This is a genomic window from Streptomyces sp. NBC_00193, from assembly GCF_026342735.1.
GTDB classification, from domain to species: Bacteria; Actinomycetota; Actinomycetes; order Streptomycetales; family Streptomycetaceae; genus Streptomyces; species Streptomyces stoeckheimensis.
Genome location: NZ_JAPEMM010000001.1, coordinates 2,954,110 through 2,973,033, shown reverse-complemented (window position 1 = coordinate 2,973,033; position 18,924 = coordinate 2,954,110). Strand labels below are relative to the sequence as shown.

15 protein-coding genes and 4 tRNA genes are annotated in these 18,924 nt (G+C 70.8%); 8 read left to right on the top strand and 11 right to left on the bottom strand.

Annotated elements, in window-relative coordinates; translation table 11 throughout:
* Nucleotides 1-7 precede the first annotated feature (7 nt).
* The 4 genes from OG898_RS13175 to OG898_RS13160 all read right to left on the bottom strand — a co-directional run bounded on the left by OG898_RS13175 (nt 8) and on the right by OG898_RS13160 (nt 4,254).
* Entirely contained in the window at nt 8-2,401 is a 2,394-nt protein-coding gene (locus OG898_RS13175) for a DEAD/DEAH box helicase (protein ID WP_266956916.1), read from the bottom strand.
* A 280-nt stretch (nt 2,402-2,681) separates the two neighbouring features.
* The gene (locus OG898_RS13170; protein ID WP_266956914.1) at nt 2,682-3,164 is read right to left on the bottom strand and encodes a hypothetical protein; all 483 of its coding nucleotides are present in this window, start codon (nt 3,162-3,164) and stop codon (nt 2,682-2,684) included.
* A 239-nt stretch (nt 3,165-3,403) separates the two neighbouring features.
* Entirely contained in the window at nt 3,404-3,778 is a 375-nt protein-coding gene (locus tag OG898_RS13165) for a CrcB family protein (RefSeq protein ID WP_250751918.1), read from the bottom strand.
* The gene (locus tag OG898_RS13160; protein ID WP_250751920.1) at nt 3,775-4,254 is read right to left on the bottom strand and encodes a CrcB family protein; all 480 of its coding nucleotides are present in this window, start codon (nt 4,252-4,254) and stop codon (nt 3,775-3,777) included. Before OG898_RS13160 ends, OG898_RS13165 begins: the two co-directional genes overlap by 4 nt.
* 124 nt (nt 4,255-4,378) lie before the next feature.
* Here OG898_RS13160 and OG898_RS13155 point away from each other — a divergent pair, with 124 nt between their 5' ends.
* From OG898_RS13155 to OG898_RS13140, 4 genes are all read left to right on the top strand, one after another.
* The gene (locus OG898_RS13155) at nt 4,379-4,729 is read left to right on the top strand and encodes a metallopeptidase family protein (protein WP_250751922.1); all 351 of its coding nucleotides are present in this window, start codon (nt 4,379-4,381) and stop codon (nt 4,727-4,729) included.
* A gap of 155 nt (nt 4,730-4,884) precedes the next feature.
* A tRNA-Glu gene (locus tag OG898_RS13150) sits at nt 4,885-4,957 on the top strand.
* 39 nt (nt 4,958-4,996) lie between these two features.
* A tRNA-Asp gene (locus OG898_RS13145) sits at nt 4,997-5,070 on the top strand.
* 22 nt (nt 5,071-5,092) lie between these two features.
* A tRNA-Phe gene (locus OG898_RS13140) sits at nt 5,093-5,169 on the top strand.
* Nucleotides 5,170-5,209: 40 nt separating this feature from the next.
* Here OG898_RS13140 and OG898_RS13135 read toward each other — a convergent pair.
* From OG898_RS13135 to OG898_RS13125, 3 genes are all read right to left on the bottom strand, one after another.
* Nucleotides 5,210-6,073, bottom strand: coding sequence for a cytochrome c biogenesis CcdA family protein (locus OG898_RS13135; RefSeq protein WP_266956911.1), 864 nt, complete (start codon nt 6,071-6,073; stop codon nt 5,210-5,212).
* Nucleotides 6,070-6,837 (bottom strand): DsbA family protein, encoded by a 768-nt coding sequence (locus OG898_RS13130; protein WP_266956909.1) that lies wholly within the window; start codon nt 6,835-6,837, stop codon nt 6,070-6,072. The genes OG898_RS13135 and OG898_RS13130 overlap by 4 nt, the downstream gene beginning before the upstream one ends.
* A gap of 64 nt (nt 6,838-6,901) precedes the next feature.
* Nucleotides 6,902-7,381: a hypothetical protein gene (locus OG898_RS13125; protein ID WP_266956907.1), complete on the bottom strand. Its 480-nt coding sequence runs from the start codon at nt 7,379-7,381 to the stop codon at nt 6,902-6,904.
* 196 nt (nt 7,382-7,577) lie between these two features.
* On the opposite strand from OG898_RS13125, the gene hrpA reads away from it, so the two are divergent.
* Nucleotides 7,578-11,513 (top strand): ATP-dependent RNA helicase HrpA, encoded by a 3,936-nt coding sequence (gene hrpA / locus OG898_RS13120; RefSeq protein ID WP_266956905.1) that lies wholly within the window; start codon nt 7,578-7,580, stop codon nt 11,511-11,513.
* Nucleotides 11,514-11,582: 69 nt separating this feature from the next.
* Nucleotides 11,583-11,656: transfer RNA gene (locus OG898_RS13115), tRNA-Asp, on the top strand.
* 736 nt (nt 11,657-12,392) lie between these two features.
* Here the strand turns inward: OG898_RS13115 and bldC are convergent.
* Together bldC and OG898_RS13105 are read right to left on the bottom strand one after the other, a co-directional pair.
* On the bottom strand, nt 12,393-12,599 hold the full coding sequence (bldC, locus tag OG898_RS13110; RefSeq protein WP_003949541.1) for a developmental transcriptional regulator BldC: 207 nt from the start codon (nt 12,597-12,599) through the stop codon (nt 12,393-12,395).
* Between the two features lie 588 nt (nt 12,600-13,187).
* Nucleotides 13,188-14,042, bottom strand: coding sequence for a hypothetical protein (locus tag OG898_RS13105; protein ID WP_266956903.1), 855 nt, complete (start codon nt 14,040-14,042; stop codon nt 13,188-13,190).
* Between the two features lie 197 nt (nt 14,043-14,239).
* Here OG898_RS13105 and OG898_RS13100 point away from each other — a divergent pair, with 197 nt between their 5' ends.
* Entirely contained in the window at nt 14,240-15,337 is a 1,098-nt protein-coding gene (locus OG898_RS13100; protein ID WP_323184848.1) for a Glu/Leu/Phe/Val dehydrogenase, read from the top strand.
* Between the two features lie 298 nt (nt 15,338-15,635).
* Nucleotides 15,636-15,899, top strand: a complete 264-nt coding sequence (locus OG898_RS13095; protein ID WP_250751938.1) for a DUF3073 domain-containing protein — start codon at nt 15,636-15,638, stop codon at nt 15,897-15,899.
* 214 nt (nt 15,900-16,113) lie between these two features.
* Here OG898_RS13095 and purM read toward each other — a convergent pair whose 3' ends face one another.
* Nucleotides 16,114-17,184 carry a phosphoribosylformylglycinamidine cyclo-ligase gene (gene purM, locus OG898_RS13090; protein WP_250751940.1) on the bottom strand — a complete coding sequence of 357 codons (1,071 nt, stop codon included), beginning with the start codon at nt 17,182-17,184 and terminating at the stop codon, nt 16,114-16,116.
* 165 nt (nt 17,185-17,349) lie between these two features.
* The gene (gene purF, locus OG898_RS13085; protein ID WP_250751941.1) at nt 17,350-18,867 is read right to left on the bottom strand and encodes an amidophosphoribosyltransferase; all 1,518 of its coding nucleotides are present in this window, start codon (nt 18,865-18,867) and stop codon (nt 17,350-17,352) included.
* Nucleotides 18,868-18,924: the final 57 nt, after the last annotated feature.

Here is an 18,924-nt window from a genome sequence, read left to right as displayed (position 1 = left end):
GCTGCGATTAGTCGTTGCGCTTCCAGCGCGGCTTGTCGTCGCGACGGCCGCCGAAGGAGGAGCCGCCGGTCGAGCCGGTGGGGCGGTCGCCGCCGGAGCGGAAGCCGCCGCCGGCCGGACGGTCGCCGCCGGAGCGGAAGCCACCACCGGTGGGACGGTCGTCGCGGCGGAAGCCGCCACGGTCGCCACCGCGGTCGTCACGGTTGAAACCACCCGAGGGGCGGTCGTCACGACGGAAGCCACCACCGGTCGGACGGTCGCCACCGGAGCGGAAGCCACCGCCGGCCGGACGGTCGCCGCCCGAGCGGAAGCCGCCACCGGTGGGACGGTCGCCACCGGAGCGGAAGCCACCGGACGGACGGTCGTCGCGGCGGAAGCCGCCACGGTCGTCACGGTTGAAACCACCCGAGGGGCGGTCGTCACGACGGAAGCCACCACCAGCGGGACGGTCGCCACCGGAGCGGAAGCCACCACCGGTGGGACGGTCGCCACCGGAGCGGAAGCCACCGGACGGACGGTCGTCGCGGCGGAAGCCGCCACGGTCGCCACCACGGTCGTCACGGTTGAAACCACCCGAGGGGCGGTCGTCACGACGGAAGCCACCACCGGTCGGACGGTCGCCACCGGAGCGGAAGCCGCCACGGTCGCCACCGCGGTCGCCGCGGTCGTCACGGCGGAAGCCGCCACGGTCGCCGCCACGGTCGTCGCGACGGTTGTCACGGCGCTCGTAGTTGCCACGGTCGTCACGGCTCTGGAACGCGGGGCGCTCCTCCGCGACCGGCTCGGCCACGGCGGCCGCGACCTCGGCCTCGGCGGCCTCGACCACCTCGGCGACAGCGGCCTCCGGGTCCTCGCCGCGCTCACGCGCGGAGCGGGCGACCAGGCGGTCGGCCTCCTCGCGCAGCTCGACGGCACGGCGCGACAGGCGCTCGAGCTGCTTGGTGAGGTCGGCGACCTCGCGCTCGGCCTGCTTCGCGGCGTTGTTCGCGGAGTCGGCCTGGACCTGGGTCAGCGAACGGGCACCGGTGATCTCGGCGACCTCGGGGTCGAAGGCGCCGACGCCCTGGACGATGTGGCGCGAGGCGTCGACGCCCGCGTCCTCCATCAGGCGGAAGATCTGGCGGCGCTGGTGCGGCAGGGCGAGGGAGACGACCACGCCCGACTTGCCGGCGCGGGCGGTACGGCCCGAGCGGTGCAGGTAGTCCTTGTGGTCGCCGGCCGGGTCCACGTTCAGGACCAGGTCGATGCCGTCGACGTGGATGCCGCGGGCGGCGACGTCGGTGGCGACGAGCGCGTTGACGTAGCCGTCCTTGAAGTCGGCGAGGACGCGGGTACGGGCACCCTGCGTCATGCCGCCGTGCAGCGCGTCGGCCTTCACGCCGGACTCGATGAGCTGCTCGGCGATGCGGTCGGCGCCCAGCTGGGTGCGGACGAAGATGATGGTGCGGCCCTTGCGGGCGGCGATGGCGGCCGTGACCGGCGCCTTGTCCTTCGGCTTCACGACGAGGACGTGGTGCGTCATGGTCGTGACGTTGCCCTGCGCGCTGTCGACCTCGTGCGTGACGGGGTTGGTCAGGTAGCGCTTGACCAGGGTGCCGATCTCGTTCTCCATGGTGGCGGAGAAGAGCATGCGCTGGCCGCCGCCGGGGATCTGGTCGAGCAGCTCGGTGACCTCGGGCAGGAAGCCCAGGTCAGCCATCTGGTCGGCCTCGTCGAGGACCGCGACCTGGACGTTCGCCAGGGAGCAGGCGCCACGGTTGATGATGTCGCGCAGACGGCCCGGGGTGGCGACGAGGACGTCGACACCGCGCTCCAGAGCGAAGATCTGGTTGCTCATGGAGGTACCGCCGCAGACGACCTTCATCTTGAGGCCGAGCACGTCGCCGTAGGGCTGGAGAGCGTCCGCGACCTGCATCGCGAGCTCACGCGTCGGCGTCAGGATGATCGCGCGGGGCTTCTTCTTCTCGGTGTGCCCGCCGGCCAGGGAGGCCAGGGTCGGCAGACCGAAGGAGAGGGTCTTGCCGGAGCCGGTGCGGCCACGGCCGAGGATGTCCTTGCCGGCCAGGGCGTCCGGGATGGTCGCGGCCTGGATCGGGAAGGGCGCGGTGACACCGTTCTGCGCGAGCTTGCGCACGATGCCGTCCGGCAGACCGAGGTCGCCGAAGGTCAGGGTGGGCTCGGCGTCGGCGTCGTCGGCCGCAGCCTCGTCGTCGAACGCGTCGGTGGAGTCCTCGAAGGAGTCGTCGGACTCGTGGTTCGCCACGTCGGCCTCGAGGGCCTCGATGATCTCGTCGGCGACTACGGCCTCGATGGCCTCGGTGACCGCAAGGGTCTCGGCGTCGACGATCTCGTTGGAGTCGTTCTCGGGCATGACGGAACGGTCAGAACTGGAAATGGACATGCGAAATGCGAAACCTTCCGGAGTCTCGGCACGCGCCCAAACTCCGTGAATTCGCAAATCGACCGCCTCAATGCGGTCAGCCACGGCTGGGGAGAGTACGCGCCACGCGGCGCTCTTCGGAGTCGGCGCCGGGCAATGGGATCAAACGATCTATAACCATACGCACCCTCCCCGGGGTCTGGCAAGTCGCTCCCCCAAAGAAGGCTCTGACCTGCGGAAACACCATCCGCCCACCAGCCCCTGGCGGGCGGATCGCACCGCGGCCGAACGGGTATCGGGCCTACGGCTGCCCGCCCGGCTCGCCCGTCGGATCCGGCTTCGGGGGCTCCGGACTCGGTGTGGGTTCCGTCACGGGCGGCGGGGAGACCGGCGGGGCGGGGCTCGGCGGTTCCGGGCTCGGGGAGGCGGGCTGGCCACCCCCGGAGGCGCCGCCTCCGCCGGAGCCCGACCCGGAGCCCGAACCGCCCGTCGGGGGCTGCTGGGGCCCCTGGCCGCCCGCTCCGCCGCCCGGACCGGCCGACGGCGAGGGGGCCCCGGGCGGCCCGGCCGGCGCGCCCGGGCTGGGGGAGGCCCCGGCCGCGCCGGTGGTGGTCCCGGGCCCTCCGGCCTTGCCGTCCTGGTTCCCCGTACCGCCCTTCGAGCCGTGGCCGCCGCCCTGGGTACCGGCGCCCTTCCCGGACGAGGAGCCTCCACCGGACTTGCCGCCCTGGACGCCCGTCGACGCGGAGGGCCCGGGCTTCGCGGCGTCCTCCCCGACACTCATGCATCCCGCCGTCGCCGCCACCGCGAGCGCGGCGACGGCGAGGCGGAGCGATCGGGAGGGGCGGGAGGGGCGGGAGGGTCGGGAAGGTCGAGGGGAACCGAGGGAAGCGGACAACTGGCGCACGGGGCACCTCCGGAACGCTGGCAAGGGTCCGCGATGAGCGGGTCAATGTGCCCAACTCCCTGTGCCCCGTCAGGGACACGCCCCAGCAGGCCCTGAGGGAGCCGGGCCGCGCGCCGTCAGGCGAACAGCTGTCCCGCCACCTGGTGGCCGAGCGTGACCCCGCCCAGCCCGACCAGCACCGAGGCCGTCACGTTCGCCGCCGCCAGGAACTTCCAGCCCCGCTCGGCCAGGCGCAGCGTCTCGTAGGAGAACGTCGAGTAGGTGCTCAGCGCCCCGCACAGCCCGGTGCCGAGCAGCAGGTTCAGCCGCGAGGAGGCGGCCCCGTCCAGCACCGCGCCGGTCAGCGCCCCCAGCACCAGGGAGGCGGCCGCGTTCACCACGAAGGTCCCCCAGGGGAACACCGAGTCGTGCCGCGCCTGCACCGCGCGGTCGGTCAGGTACCGCAGGGGCGCCCCGACGGCCGCGCCCACCATGACGATCAGCCAGTTCACCGGCGCTCCCGCCCGTCGCCGACCGCGCGCCGGGTGACCACGGCCGCCGCCCACACCGCGGCCAGCGCCGCGGCCACCGTGAGCCCGGCGTACGCCAGCGCGGTACCGGCCTCACCGGCGTCGAGGAGCCGCGCGAAGTCCGCGGCGTAGGTGGAGAAGGTGGTGAACCCGCCGAGCACCCCGACCCCGAGGAAGGGCCGTACGAGGGGATGCGCCGACCGGCCGCCCTCGCTGATCAGCACCATGAGGACGCCGATGAGCGCGCAGCCCGCCACGTTGATCCAGAAGGTGCCCCACGGGAAGGCCCCGGGCGCGGCCGGCCACAGCAGCCCGACCCCGTACCGCGCCGCGGCGCCCACGGCACCGCCCGCCGCCACGGCCGCGAGCACCCGGCGCTGCGGTTCGGCGCGCTGCGCCGGCACGTGCAGGTCGACGTCCGGGTCGATGGCCTCGGCCCCTTCCGCCGGCCGGGTCATCCGCACTCCGCTTCACAGGTCGCCACGGGTTCACAGGTCACCACCGGGCCATTCTCGCGCGGCGGGTCCCGGCCCGCCGGAAACGAGCCGCCGCAATCGGAGCGCGGCACGGGAGAATGGCCCCGTGCTGGAGATGACGCGTGACGCGTTCGAAGAGCTGGTGGCCGAAGCGCTGGACTCGATCCCCGAGGAGCTGACCCGGGTCATGGACAACGTGGCCGTCTTCGTGGAGGACGAGCCCGCCTCCGACGACCCGGAACTCCTCGGCCTCTACGAAGGGACCCCGCTCACGGAGCGCGGGGAGTGGTACGCCGGGGTCCTGCCCGACCGGATCTCGATCTACATGGGGCCGACCCTGCGGATGTGCGAGAGCACGGACGAGGTGGTCCACGAGGTCGCCGTGACGGTGGTCCACGAGATCGCCCACCACTTCGGCATCGACGACGAGCGGCTCCACGAACTGGGCTGGGGCTGACCTCCCGGGTCTTCTCCGGGCCACCTCTGGGCCTCCGTCGGCCCGCCTCCGACCCGCCGCTGACCCGCCCACGGAAACCGTTTTGGCGATCGCCGCCGGGATCCCATATGCTTCTCACGTCCCCGACGCGCTGGAAAGTGCCCGGCGGGCCTTTAGCCCTCATCGTCTAGTGGCCCAGGACGCCGCCCTTTCAAGGCGGTAGCACGGGTTCGAATCCCGTTGGGGGTACGCATTACCGTGTGCGAGACTTGTGCTCGCACATTGCAAGGACCTGTGGAGCAGTTGGTTAGCTCGCCACCCTGTCAAGGTGGAGGTCGCGGGTTCAAGTCCCGTCAGGTTCGCTGAAGCCGGAAACGGTTTCGTGGCTGGGTAGCTCAGTTGGTACGAGCGATCGCCTGAAAAGCGATAGGTCGCCGGTTCGACCCCGGCCCCAGCCACCAGAATCAAGAAGGCCCCGTCCATCGGACGGGGCCTTCTTCGTCATTCCCCTTCCACACCCACACCCGCGCTCGCACTCGCGTCCGCCGCCCGGGACCGCCGGCGCCACTGCACCAGGCCCGCGCCCGCCGCCGCCACGGCCACCAGCCCGAGCAGCGCCCAGTCCGGGACCGCGTCCGCGACCGCCTGCACGCGCTGCTCCACCGCGAAGGAATCGTCCACGTCCAGCAGCCCCGGCAGGGCGCTCGCCCCGTCGTAGGCCAGGAACAGCGTCCCGAGCAGGACGAAGAACAGGCCCGAGGCGAGCGAGGTCGTGTGCAGTTCGAAGCGGCCGACCGAGAAGGCGCGGCCGCGCAGCCAGCGCCGGCGGCCCAGGTCGAAGCGCTCCCAGAGCAGGGCCAGCACGAACAGCGGCACGGCCATGCCCAGGGCGTACACCGCCAGCAGCAGGCCTCCGTAGACCGGGCTGCCGCTGACCGCCGCCACCGTGAGGATGCTGCCGAGGATGGGCCCGGCGCAGAAGCCGGCCAGCCCGTAGACGGCGCCGAGCGCGTACACCGACAGGGCGGTGGTCGGCCGGATCTTCCCCGACAGCTCCGAGATCCGCTTCGAGGCGAAGCCCAGGCCCAGGATCTGGGCGAGGCCGAGCCCGATGATCAGCCAGCCGCCGGCCAGCACGAGGGCCTCGCGGTTGCCGTGGAAGAACCGTCCGGCGTACGAACCCGCCGCCCCGAGCGGTACGAGGGTGCTCGCGAGGCCCGCGTAGAAGATCCCGGTGCGCGCCAGCAGCCGGGAGGTGGAGTCGATGGAGTACGCGAAGAAGGCGGGCAGGAGCAGCGCGCTGCACGGGCTGAGCAGCGCGAGGAGGCCGCCGAGCAGGGCGGCCAGGTATCCGGCGTCGGTCACTTCGCGGCCGCCTGCGCCTGCGCCTGTGCCTTGGCCTTCGCGATGGCGGCGTCGAAGGCCGCCGGGGGCTGGGCTCCCGCGATGGGCTGCCCGTTGATCAGGAAGGACGGGGTGGAGGTCACGCCGATGCGGTAGCCCTCCTCCTGATCCTTGGCCAGAGCGGCGGCGGCCTGCTCCCCCGCCCTGTCCTTCTCGAAGCGCTCCAGGTCCGGGACCCCGGCCTCCCGCGCCAGTTCGGTCAGCCGCTCCGCGCCGAAGCCCTTCTCCTTGGCGCCCTCGGCGTACGCGGCCGCGTGGAACTGCGCGAAGCGGTCCTGCTGCCCCGCCGCCCAGGCGGCCTTGGCGGCGGCCTCGGAGTCGGCGCCGAAGATCGGGAAGTTGCGCCACTCGATGCGCAGGGTGCCGTCCTCCACGTACTTCTTCACGAGCTCGGGCTCGGTGTCGCGGGCGAACTTTCCGCAGTAGCCGCACTTGAAGTCGGAGTACTCGATCAGGACGACGGGGGCGTCGGCCCGGCCGGTGGCGAGCTTGTCGCCGGACTCCCGGCGGGCCAGGGCCTTGAGCTGCGCGGCGGGATCCGTGGCGGATCCGGCCTCCGGGGCGGAAGCCGCGGATGACGGGGCGGTGCCGGCAGTGCCGTCGTCGGGTTTGGTGGCCTGCCAGGAGACGAGGCCGAGGGTGACGGCCGCGAGGGCGACCCCGGCGGAGATCAGCAGGGGCTTGCGGGAGGAAGAGGAGGAGGACGGGGAAGGGGAAGCGGGCATGCGGGTGCTCCAGAGCTGTGCGGACGGGAGGGGACGGACCGGGCGGCCGATGCGGCCGGTCCTCCTAGACCCGCATCACGGACAGCTCCAGCAGGGACGGCGCCGACGGGCCGGGCCCGTGTACGAGAACCCGTACGGGTATCACCCGTGCCGGGACCACCACCTCGGCCCCGGGCCCCGCGGGCGGGGCCTGAGCCTGCGCCTGGTCGCGCCCGGCCCGCCCCGGCAGGGCGGGCACGCCGTCCCGGCCGGGGGCCCCCGGGGCACAGGCAGGCCCGGCGGGACCGGCGGAGCCGGGGGCGAAGGCCGCGACGGGAGGGGAGCCCGGCTCCGCGGCGGCCGAGGCCGTCACGGCCTCGGTCCCGGTGGCTGCGGGGTCCCCGGGAACCGGGACGGCCGGGGCAGCAGGGGCCATAGGCGCCGCAGCGGCCACCGAGACGGACGGGGCGGCCGGGACGGACGGGGCCGCCTGGACCGCCGGCGCCGAGGCTGCCGCCTGGAAGGTTCCGGCCATCAAAGCCCAGCCCAGCAGTACCGCGAACACGCACCGGAGGCGGTGGCTGCGGGACATCGTGGGCGGCCTCTCGCTGGGACATCGCTCGGACATCGCAGGGACATGGTGGGGGCGTCGCTGGGGACACGTCGGGGTAACGCTCGGGGGACTCGTCCCGAAATGGTACGGGTCAGCCCCACAAATGCGTTCGCCACCCGGCACCTACGGGTGAGATCCTCGACCAGGTATGTCTACTTCCTTCGCCGCCCTGCAGACGCTTCTCGGTGAGATCTCCCTCCGTGACGCGCACCGCCTCGGCCGCCGCCTCGAAGGCGCCCGCCGTATCCGCAAGCCCGAGGCCAAGCAGGCCGTACTCGACGAGATCCGCGCGGAGGCCGAAAAGGCCGCCGAGCGACTGGCCGGGCGCGCCTCGCGGATGCCCGAGGTCACGTATCCCGAGAACCTGCCCGTCAGCCAGAAGAAGGACGAGATCGCCGAGGCGATACGCGACCACCAGGTCGTGATCGTCGCGGGCGAGACCGGCTCCGGCAAGACCACGCAGATCCCCAAGATCTGCATGGAGCTGGGGCGCGGGGTCCGCGGCATGATCGGGCACACCCAGCCCCGCCGGATCGCGGCACGCACGGTCGCGGAGCGCATCGCGGAGGAGCTGAAGTCCGAGATCGGCCAGACCGTCGGCTGGAAGGTCCGGTTCACCGACCAGGTGGACCAGGACGCGACCTTCGTGAAGCTGATGACGGACGGCATCCTGCTCGCCGAGATCCAGACGGACCGCGAGCTGCGCGCGTACGACACGATCATCATCGACGAGGCCCACGAGCGGTCGCTGAACATCGACTTCCTGCTCGGCTACCTCGCCACGCTGCTGCCCAAGCGCCCCGACCTCAAGGTGATCATCACCTCGGCGACGATCGACCCGCAGCGCTTCTCCCGGCACTTCGGCGACGCCCCGATCGTCGAGGTCAGCGGCCGGACGTACCCGGTGGAGGTGCGCTACCGCCCCCTCCTCGAAGACGATTCCGAAGACAGCGACCGCGACCAGATCACCGCGATCTGCGAGGCCGTCGAGGAGCTCCAGGCCGAGGGGCCGGGCGACGTCCTGGTCTTCCTCTCCGGCGAGCGCGAGATCCGCGACACGGCGGACGCGCTGGAGAAGCGCAAGCTCCGCCTGACCGAGGTCCTCCCCCTCTACGCGCGCCTCTCGCACGCCGAGCAGCACCGGGTCTTCCAACAGCACACCGGCCGCCGGATCGTCCTGGCCACCAACGTCGCCGAGACCTCCCTGACGGTCCCCGGCATCAAGTACGTGATCGACCCGGGCACCGCCCGCATCTCCCGGTACAGCCACCGCACCAAGGTCCAGCGGCTGCCCATCGAGCGGATCTCGCAGGCCAGCGCCAACCAGCGCAAGGGCCGCTGCGGCCGTACCAGCGACGGCATCTGCATCCGCCTCTACTCCGAGGACGACTTCCTCACCCGCCCGGAGTTCACGGACGCCGAGATCCTGCGCACCAACCTCGCCTCCGTCATCCTCCAGATGACCGCGGCCGGCCTCGGCGAGATCGAGAAGTTCCCCTTCATCGACCCGCCGGACCACCGCAACATCCGCGACGGCGTGCAGCTGCTCCAGGAGCTCGGGGCGCTCGATCCGAACGAGAAGGATCACAAGAAGCGGCTCACCCCTATGGGCCGCCAGCTCTCCCAGCTCCCCGTGGACCCGCGCCTCGCCCGCATGGTGGTGGAGGCGGACAAGAACAACTGCGTCCGCGAGGTCATGGTCATCGCGGCGGCCCTGTCCATCCAGGACCCGCGCGAGCGGCCCTCGGACAAGCAGACGCAGGCGGACCAGAACCACGCCCGGTTCAAGGACGAGACGAGCGACTTCCTCTCGTTCCTGAACATGTGGCGCTACATCCGCGAGCAGCAGAAGGAGCGCGGCTCGTCCTCGTTCCGCCGGATGTGCAAGCAGGAGTACCTGAACTTCCTGCGGATCCGCGAATGGCAGGACATCTATTCGCAGCTGCGTACGGTCGCCAAGTCCATGGGCATCCACGTCAACGAGGCCGACGCCCCCGAGACGAGCGTGCACATCTCGCTGCTGGCCGGCCTGCTGTCGCACATCGGGCTGAAGGACACCGACAAGAACGAGTACCTGGGGGCCCGGTCCGCCAAGTTCGCGATCTTCCCGGGTTCCTCGCTGTTCAAGAAGCAGCCCAAGTTCCTGATGTCGGCCGAGCTGGTGGAGACCTCGCGGCTGTGGGCCCGGGTGAACGCCAAGGTCGAGCCGGAGTGGGTGGAGCCGCTCGCCCAGCACCTGATCAAGCGCACGTACAGCGAGCCGCACTGGGAGAAGGACCAGGCGGCCGTCATGGCCTTCGAGAAGGTCACGCTGTACGGCGTGCCGATCGTCGCGCAGCGGAAGATCAACTACGGCCGGATCGACGCCGCGGTCTCGCGCGATCTGTTCATTCGCAACGCCCTGGTCGAGGGCGACTGGCGGACCCACCACAAGTTCTACGCCGACAACCGCAAGCTCCTCACCGAGGTGGAGGAGCTGGAGAACCGGGCCCGGCGCCGCGACATCGTGGTCGACGACGAGACGCTCTTCGACTTCTACGACCAGCGGATCCCCGAACACGTGGTCTCGGGGGCGCACTTCGACTCCTGGTGGAAGCACAAGAAGCGCGACGAGCCCGAGCTGCTCGACTTCGAGCGCGAGATGCTCCTGACGGAGAAGGCGGCCGGGGTCACCAAGGCCGACTATCCGGACTCCTGGATGCAGGGCCGGCTGAAGTTCCGGGTGACCTATCAGTTCGAGCCGGGCGCGGACGCGGACGGCGTGACCGTCCACATCCCGCTCCAGGTGCTGAACCAGGTCACGGACGAGGGCTTCGACTGGCAGATCCCTGGTCTGCGCGAGGAGGTGGTCACGGAGCTGATCCGGTCCCTCCCGAAGCCGATCCGCCGGCACTACGTGCCCGCGCCGAACTACGCGACCCGCTTCCTGGCCACCGCGCACCCGCTGCAGGAGCCCCTGCACGTGACGCTGGCCCGTGAGCTCCAGCGGATGGTCGGGGTGCCGGTCAGCGCCGAGGACTTCGACCTGACCCGGATCCCCGACCACCTGAAGATCACCTTCCGGATCGTCGACGAGCGCCGCAAGAACCTCGCCGAGGCCAAGGACCTGGAGGCCCTGCGGCTCCGGCTCAAGCCCAAGGCCCGCCAGGCGCTCTCGCAGGCCGCCGCGGCCAGCGCCGAGCGGGAGGGCGGGGAGTCGGTGGAGAAGACCGGGCTGACGGACTGGACCATCGGGACGCTGACCAAGGTCTTCGAGACCCGCCGGGCCGGCCAGCCGGTGAAGGCGTACCCGGCGCTCGTGGACGCCGGTACGAGCGTCTCCGTACGCCTCTTCGACACCGAGGCCGAGCAGCAGCAGGCGATGCGGCTCGGCACCCGGCGGCTGATCCTGCTCAACATCACGGTGAACCCGGCGAAGTTCGCCTCGGACCACCTGAGCAACCAGCAGAAGCTGGCGCTGTCGCGCAATCCGCACGGCTCCATCCAGGCGCTGTTCGACGACTGCGCGACCGCGGCGGCCGACCACCTGATCGCCCGGCACGGCGGACCGGCGTGGGACGAGGCGGGCTTCCGCAAGCTCTACGAAGCCGTGCGGACCGACCTGGTGGACACGACCGTACGGACGATCACGCAGGTGCAGCAGGTGCTGGCCGCCTGGCAGGCCTGTGAACGCCGTCTGAAGACCACGGCCAGCCTCGCCCTGGTGGCCAACGTCCAGGACGCCAGGACGCAGCTCGCGGCCCTCATGCCGGCCGGGTTCGTCACGCTGACCGGACTGCGCCGGCTGCCGGACCTGATGCGCTACCTGGTGGCCGTCGACCGGCGGCTCCAGCAGATGCCCACGGGCGTCCAGCGCGACACCACGCGCATGGAGAAGGTCCACGAGATGCGGGACGAGTACCTGTGGCTGCTGGAGCAGTTGCCCAAGGGCCGCCCGGTCCCGGCGGAGGTCACCGAGATCCGCTGGATGATCGAGGAACTGCGGGTCAGCTACTTCGCGCACGCGCTCGGAACGGCCTATCCGATCTCCGACAAGCGCATCGTGAAGGCGGTGGACGCGGCGGCCCCGGGACCTGCTCGGTGATCGGGTTCGACTGCACCCCCTGAGCTGCGGTACAGTCTGATTCGCAGCCGCCCAACGGCCGCAAATCAAGGACCTGTGGAGCAGTTGGTTAGCTCGCCACCCTGTCAAGGTGGAGGTCGCGGGTTCAAGTCCCGTCAGGTTCGCAAGATCGTCAGGGCCCGCATCCTCTGGATGCGGGCCCTGACGCGTTTCCGGGGTACGGCGGCTGCCCAAGGGGCGCAGCGGCCCCCAAAGGGGCACGACGGGACCGAAGTGCGGGGCGACGTACGGCCCGAGGCGGCGGCCGGCGTACCGACCGCCGCGGACCGCCGCACGGGCCCGCTGGGCCGGACGGCCCACCAGACCGCCTCACGGGCCCGATTGGGCCCAGCTGCCCCCAGAACCCCCACCAGGCCCTCCACGGCCCGCTGAGGGCCGCCTGGAGCCCCGTGCGCGGCCGGCAGAGGAACCCGGACCACCCCCGACCGCCCCGCCTCCCCGCCGCCCCCTCATCGCCCCCGCACCGCGCCCGCGAAATCGCCCGTCCGGATGATGCGCTCTGCGCGACACGTCCCTTTACGGGGTGCATTGCCTGATCCACAAGAGTGATCATCTGTGACGGGAGTCACCCCATGTGTTTTTGAGACGCACCCTTTTATGACGCTCATACGCCCGCTCGATTTTATATGTGCAATGGCACCCACCCCGGCCGGCTCCGCACATCTGCTCGATAACGCCCTGACCTGGGCATAAAAAAGATCGCGCTGGACCCGGCGGAGTCCAGCGCGATCGAACGACCGATGAACCTGTTGGGGCAGGTCCGGCCGTTTCAAAGCTCTGTGGGGCTCATCGGATTGGGGGACCCGATAAACGCCCGGCAATAAGTAGTGCTGCGGAACCTCAGGCCTCGCTGCGCTGCTGCGGAATTCCCGCAAGCAGTGCGCGGACCTCAGCCTCGCGGTAGCGGCGGTGTCCACCCAGGGTGCGGATGGACGTGAGCTTGCCAGCCTTGGCCCAACGGGTGACCGTCTTCGGGTCCACGCGGAACATCGTGGCAACCTCAGCCGGGGTCAGCAGCGGCTCGGCATCAGGGGTGCGAGCGGTCATGAGCGGCCTCCTCGGGAGAACCGAACCATCTCGGTTCTTTCCTCTAAATTCTGCACCTTGGCCCACGTTGCCCGAAATGGACATACGCGGGCCGAGTCGGTTATAGGACGAACGGCTTGTCCTCGGCACTACAACTACACCATCCGTCCAGCCTCGACGGCCAAACCGATGGAATTGCCCTCCGAGGTGTTCATCAGCGGCGGAAGCCGATGGACCGTCCCATAACGGACAGTCACCCCACTGTGACGATCAGTCACAGAGCGATCAGGAGTCGTCAGACCCCCCGTAGAGTGCAATACCGAGCATTCCGCCCTTAGTTGGACGGAAGGAACCCTCCCCGGACTCCTTGTCCTATTTTGGCACGAGGGTAGGGGAAGGGCGCAAGGGTGTAGAAAGTGCGGTCCGTCACGCTTGGGCCAATGGCCCGTATCGGGACGAAGGTCCCGGAACAAAGACCCAAAAGAGGGCATCACGGCCTTGAGCTGGCCGTTCTCTTCCGTGCTCGGCCGATCGGCGGATGGACAAGCGGGTCCGGAGTCGCTACCCGGGTCGCACAGGTCACTCGGGCCGAAACCGGAACCGAGCCACTCAATTGGCGAAGAGTCTCTCCCGGACCGCCCGCCACCGCTCCGCCAGGGCCCCGTACGTGCGCGCCGCCCCCTCCCGGTCCCCGGTCCGCAGGGCGGCGAGCCCCGCCGCCAGGTCCGCCGCCGAGTGATCGGCGTCGAGCCGGTCCGCCGGCAGCGCGTGCAGCAGCCCGCCGTAGTCCAGCTCCACCATCGAGCGGGGGTGGAACTCCTCCAGCCAGCTCCCGACCTCCACCAGCCCCTCGGCGAGCATCCCGTACCCCTCGGCCTCCCGCAGGGTCCGCAGCCCGCGCGCGAGCCGGCGCCGGGCCTGCACCATCGGCGTCCGATAGCGCAGCCCCTCGCCCGGCACGTACTCCCGCTCCTCGTCGGCCACCAGCACGAACCAGCGCAGCGGCACCTGCCAGACCCCCGTACGGATCCACGGCCGCGCATCGGGATTGCGCCCGCGCCAGAGCTCGTACTCCTCGGTCGCGCGGCGGCGGGCGGCCGCGGGCAGGGCGGCGTCGAGCACCGGCAGCGGGAACTCGGCCTGCAGTTCCTGGAGCGCGAGCCAGCCCCGCAGCCTCGTCCGCCAGGGGCAGACCAGCAGGACCCCGTCGACCTCGGCGGTGAAGGCGTCCGCGCTCTCGTGCGCCGGGACACCGACCACGGGCACCCGTACCAAGTCCACCAGCGACCGTCGCAGTTCGTCCTGCGCGGTCGGGGTGGCCCCGCGCCGGGCGTAGTCGGCCCAGTGGGTGCGCTCGGGCTCCGGGAAGGCCGTCAGGGGTTCGTAGACGCGCAGGTAGGAGGCGTACGGGACGGTGGGGGCCGAGCGGGCGGACGGCAGCCGGGGATCGGGGGATTCGCTCACGCTCTCGTACTCCCCCGCCCCGCCCGGCGCTACTCCGGCGGACGCTCCCCCGCATCCCCTCTCACCCTTCGGCGTCCCGATCTTCGGACAGGGAGGAGCACGGGGCCCCGGAGGTCTTACGCTGCTCCCAGCACGCCCTCCCCCACCCGCAGGGCGGGCGTCTTACCCGCCGCATCTCTTCCATGGGAGTCACCACCGTGACCGAAATGACCGACGGCGTCCTGCACACCCTGTTCCGCAGCGAACAGGGCGGCCACGAGCAAGTCGTGCTGTGCCAGGACCGAGCCTCCGGCCTGAAGGCCGTCATCGCGATCCACTCCACCGCCCTGGGCCCGGCCCTCGGCGGTACGCGGTTCCACGCGTACGCCTCGGACGAGGAGGCCGTCCTCGACGCGCTGAACCTCTCGCGCGGCATGTCGTACAAGAACGCGCTCGCCGGGCTCGACCTGGGCGGCGGCAAGGCCGTCATCATCGGTGACCCGGACGTCCTGAAGTCCGAGGAACTGCTGCTGGCCTACGGCCGGTTCGTGGAGTCCCTCGGCGGCCGCTACGTGACCGCCTGCGACGTCGGCACCTACGTGGCCGACATGGACGTCGTGGCCCGCGAGACCCGCTGGGCGACCGGCCGCTCCCCCGAGAACGGCGGCGCCGGCGACTCCTCCGTCCTCACCGCCTTCGGCGTCTTCCAGGGCATGCGCGCCAGCGCCCAGCACCTGTGGGGCGACCCGACCCTGCGTGGCCGCAAGGTCGGTATCGCGGGCGTCGGCAAGGTCGGCCACCACCTGGTCGAGCACCTGCTGGAGGACGGCGCCGAGGTCGTCATCACGGACGTCCGCACCGAGTCCGTGCAGCGGATCCTCGACAAGCACCCGGGCAAGGTGACCGCCGTCGCCGACACCGAGGCGCTGATCCGCGTGGAGGGCCTGGACATCTACGCCCCCTGCGCGCTGGGCGGGGCCCTGAACGACGACTCCGTGCCCGCCCTCACCGCCAAGATCGTCTGCGGCGCGGCGAACAACCAGCTCGCCCACCCGGGCATCGAGAAGGACCTCGCGGACCGCGGGATCCTCTACGCCCCGGACTACGTGGTCAACGCGGGCGGGGTCATCCAGGTCGCCGACGAGCTGCGCGGCTTCGACTTCGACCGGTGCAAGGCCAAGGCCGCGAAGATCTTCGACACCACGCTGGAGATCTTCGCACGTGCGAAGGCGGACGGGATTCCGCCGGCCGCGGCCGCCGACCGCATCGCCGAGCAGCGGATGGCTGACGCCCGCAGCGCGGCGCGCACCGTCTGACCCTCACGGGGCCCTTACGGGGCCTCTGGGCGGCCCGCCGGGGCGCAGCGAGACGGAACTCACTGTGCTTCGGCGGGTCGCCCGTCAGGAAACGGCTAAAATCGCAGCTGACCAGCGAGGACGGGGCGCCTTGCTGGTACTGCACCGGGGCGCGTCATGCGGGCGGCGTACCGTATGGCCGCGGAAGCAGGTACCGTTAAACCCCTACGGACGGTCTCTCCACGGAGAGCCCGCTCCGAACCATGAACGCGTGTCAGACTCTGGGGCCGTCGAGCCCCGTCACCGAGGGGGTCGAGCCATGGGGCGCGGCCGGGCAAAGGCCAAGCAGACGAAGGTCGCCCGCCAGCTGAAGTACAGCAGCGGCGGGACTGACTTGTCGCGTCTGGCCAATGAGCTGGGCGCATCGCACACGGAACCGCTGCCTGTCAGCGAGCCGGTCGTCGATGACGAGCTTGATGATGACGAGGACGACCCGTACGCCAAGTACGCGGAGCGCTACAACAGCGATGACGAGGACGAGGACGAAGAGTCCGGTCCGTCCGTCTACCGTCGCGGTGCTTGACGCGCCCATCGGCGTCGAACTCGCGGTGCGCTGATCCTCAGCAGCGGCACACAGCTTCACATGCACGGAAACCCGGTCCAGGGCATCGCCCCGGGCCGGGTTTCCGTGCTGTTCGCATACGTGCTGTTCGCATACGTGCCGTTCGCACACGTGCTGCTCGCGCAGGTGCTGTTCGCGCAGGTGGGAGCCGGTGGTGGCCGGCTCCCCGAACCGGTCAGCTCGCGTAGTCGCCGGTCATCGTCGCGCCCTCGGTGTGGTCGCCGCGGTCCAGGATCTCGCCCGCGACCCAGGCGTCGACGCCCCGGTCGGCCAGGGCGGTCAGGGCCACGTCCACCGACTCCTGCGGGACCACGGCCATCATGCCGACGCCCATGTTCAGGGTCTTCTCCAGCTCCAGGCGCTCCACCTGACCGGCCTTGCCGACCAGGTCGAAGATCGCGCCCGGAGTCCAGGTCGAGCGGTCGACCGTGGCGTGCAGGTGGTCCGGGATCACCCGGGCGAGGTTGGCCGCGAGGCCGCCGCCCGTGATGTGGGAGTAGGCGTGCACGTCGGCCGTCCGGGTGAGGGCCATGCAGTCCAGGGAGTAGATCTTGGTGGGCTCCAGCAGCTCCTCGCCGAGGGTCCGGCCGAGCTCCTCGACGTGGCCCTCGAGGGACATTCCGGCCCGGTCGAAGAGGACGTGGCGGACCAGCGAGTACCCGTTCGAGTGAAGACCGGAGGACGCCATCGCGATGACGGCGTCGCCCGTACGGATGCGGTCCGCGCCCAGCAGGCGGTCGTACTCGACGACGCCGGTGCCGGCGCCCGCCACGTCGAAGTCCTCCGGGCCCAGCAGGCCGGGGTGCTCGGCGGTCTCGCCGCCGACCAGGGCGCAGCCGGCCAGGACGCAGCCCTCGGCGATGCCCTTGACGATGGCCGCGACGCGCTCGGGGTGGACCTTGCCGACGCAGATGTAGTCCGTCATGAAGAGCGGCTCGGCGCCGCACACGACGATGTCGTCCATGACCATCGCGACGAGGTCGTGGCCGATGGTGTCGTACACGCCCATGCGGCGGGCGATGTCCACCTTGGTGCCGACGCCGTCGGTGGCGGAGGCGAGCAGGGGGCGCTCGTAGCGCTTGAGGGCGGAGGCGTCGAAGAGGCCGGCGAAACCGCCGAGGCCGCCGAGGACCTCGGGGCGCTGCGTCTTCTTCACCCACTCCTTCATCAGCTCGACGGCGCGGTCTCCCGCGTCGATGTCCACGCCCGCGGCTGCGTAGCTGGCACCGGTGGTCTTCTCTGTCATGACAGGAGAGAGCTTTCGTGTCGTTGCTGCGTGTGGTGCGAGGCCCTGGAAAAGCCTGAAAGAGAAGGCCCCGCGCAGGTTGAGCAGGATGAGGGGGGAGGGGAGGGGAGGGGCCGCGGTACGCGGGCTCCTGCGAGCCCGCGTACCGCGGCGTTGCCTCGGGCCCTACGGGCGCCGGAGGGCGTCGGCGGCGTCTGTGCCGCCGGCCAGCTCCGATTCCAGGAGCTGCTTGCCCAGGAGCTGCGGGTCGGGCAGTTCCATGGGGTACACGCCGTCGAAGCAGGCACGGCAGAGGTTGGGCTTCTGGATGGTCGTCGCCTCGATCATCGAGTCGAGCGAGATGTACGAGAGCGAGTCCGCGCCCAGCGACGTGGCGATCTCGTCGACCGTCATGCCGTTGGCGATCAGCTCGGCCCGGGTGGCGAAGTCGATGCCGAAGAAGCACGGCCACTTCACCGGCGGCGAGGAGATCCGGATGTGGACCTCCGCCGCGCCGGCCTCGCGGAGCATCTTGACCAGGGCGCGCTGGGTGTTGCCGCGGACGATCGAGTCGTCGACGACCACCAGGCGCTTGCCCCGGATGACTTCCTTGAGGGGGTTGAGCTTGAGGCGGATGCCGAGCTGGCGGATCGTCTGCGAGGGCTGGATGAAGGTCCGGCCCACGTAGGCGTTCTTGACCAGGCCGACGCCGTACGGGATCCCGCTGGCTTCGGCGTATCCGACGGCGGCGGGCGTGCCGGACTCCGGCGTCGATATCACCAGGTCGGCCTCGGCAGGGGCTTCCTTGGCCAGGCGCCGTCCCATCTCGACACGCGAGAGGTAGACGTTCCGGCCGGCGATGTCGGTGTCCGGGCGCGCCAGGTAGACGTACTCGAAGACACACCCCTTGGGCTTTGCTTCCGCGAAGCGAGAGGTCCGGAGACCGTTCTCGTCGATCGCGATCAGCTCGCCCGGCTCGACCTCGCGGACGAAGCTGGCGCCGCAGATGTCCAGGGCGGCGGTCTCGCTCGCCACCACCCAGCCGCGCTCCAGGCGGCCGAGGACCAGCGGGCGGATGCCCTGCGGGTCACGGGCGGTGTAGAGCGTGCCCTCGTCCATGAAGACGAGCGAGAAGGCGCCCTTCACCTTCGGGAGGACCTTGGTGGCCGACTCCTCGATGGTCAGGGGCTTGCCGTCGTCGTCCGTCTGGCCGGCCAGCAGGGCGGTGACCAGGTCGGTGTCGTTGGTGGCCGCCACCTGGGTGGCACGGCCGTCCTGACGGGGGAGGTCGGCGACCATCTCGGCCAACTCGGCGGTGTTCACCAGGTTGCCGTTGTGACCCAGGGCAATGGAGCCGTGGGCGGTCGCGCGGAAGGTCGGTTGAGCGTTCTCCCAGACGGAGGCACCAGTGGTCGAGTAGCGGGCGTGACCGACCGCGATATGACCCTGGAGCGAGCCGAGAGAGGTTTCGTCGAAGACTTGGGAAACGAGGCCCATGTCCTTGAAGACGAGGATCTGGGAACCGTTGCTCACAGCGATACCCGCGGACTCTTGTCCACGGTGCTGCAGTGCATACAGTCCGAAGTAGGTGAGCTTGGCGACCTCTTCACCCGGAGCCCAGACACCGAAGACGCCGCAAGCGTCCTGGGGGCCCTTTTCGCCGGGGAGCAGGTCGTGGTTGAGTCGTCCATCACCACGAGGCACGCCCCCGAGTGTAGGCGAGATCGACCACTGGTCCGAATTGGGGATGCCCGGGAAATG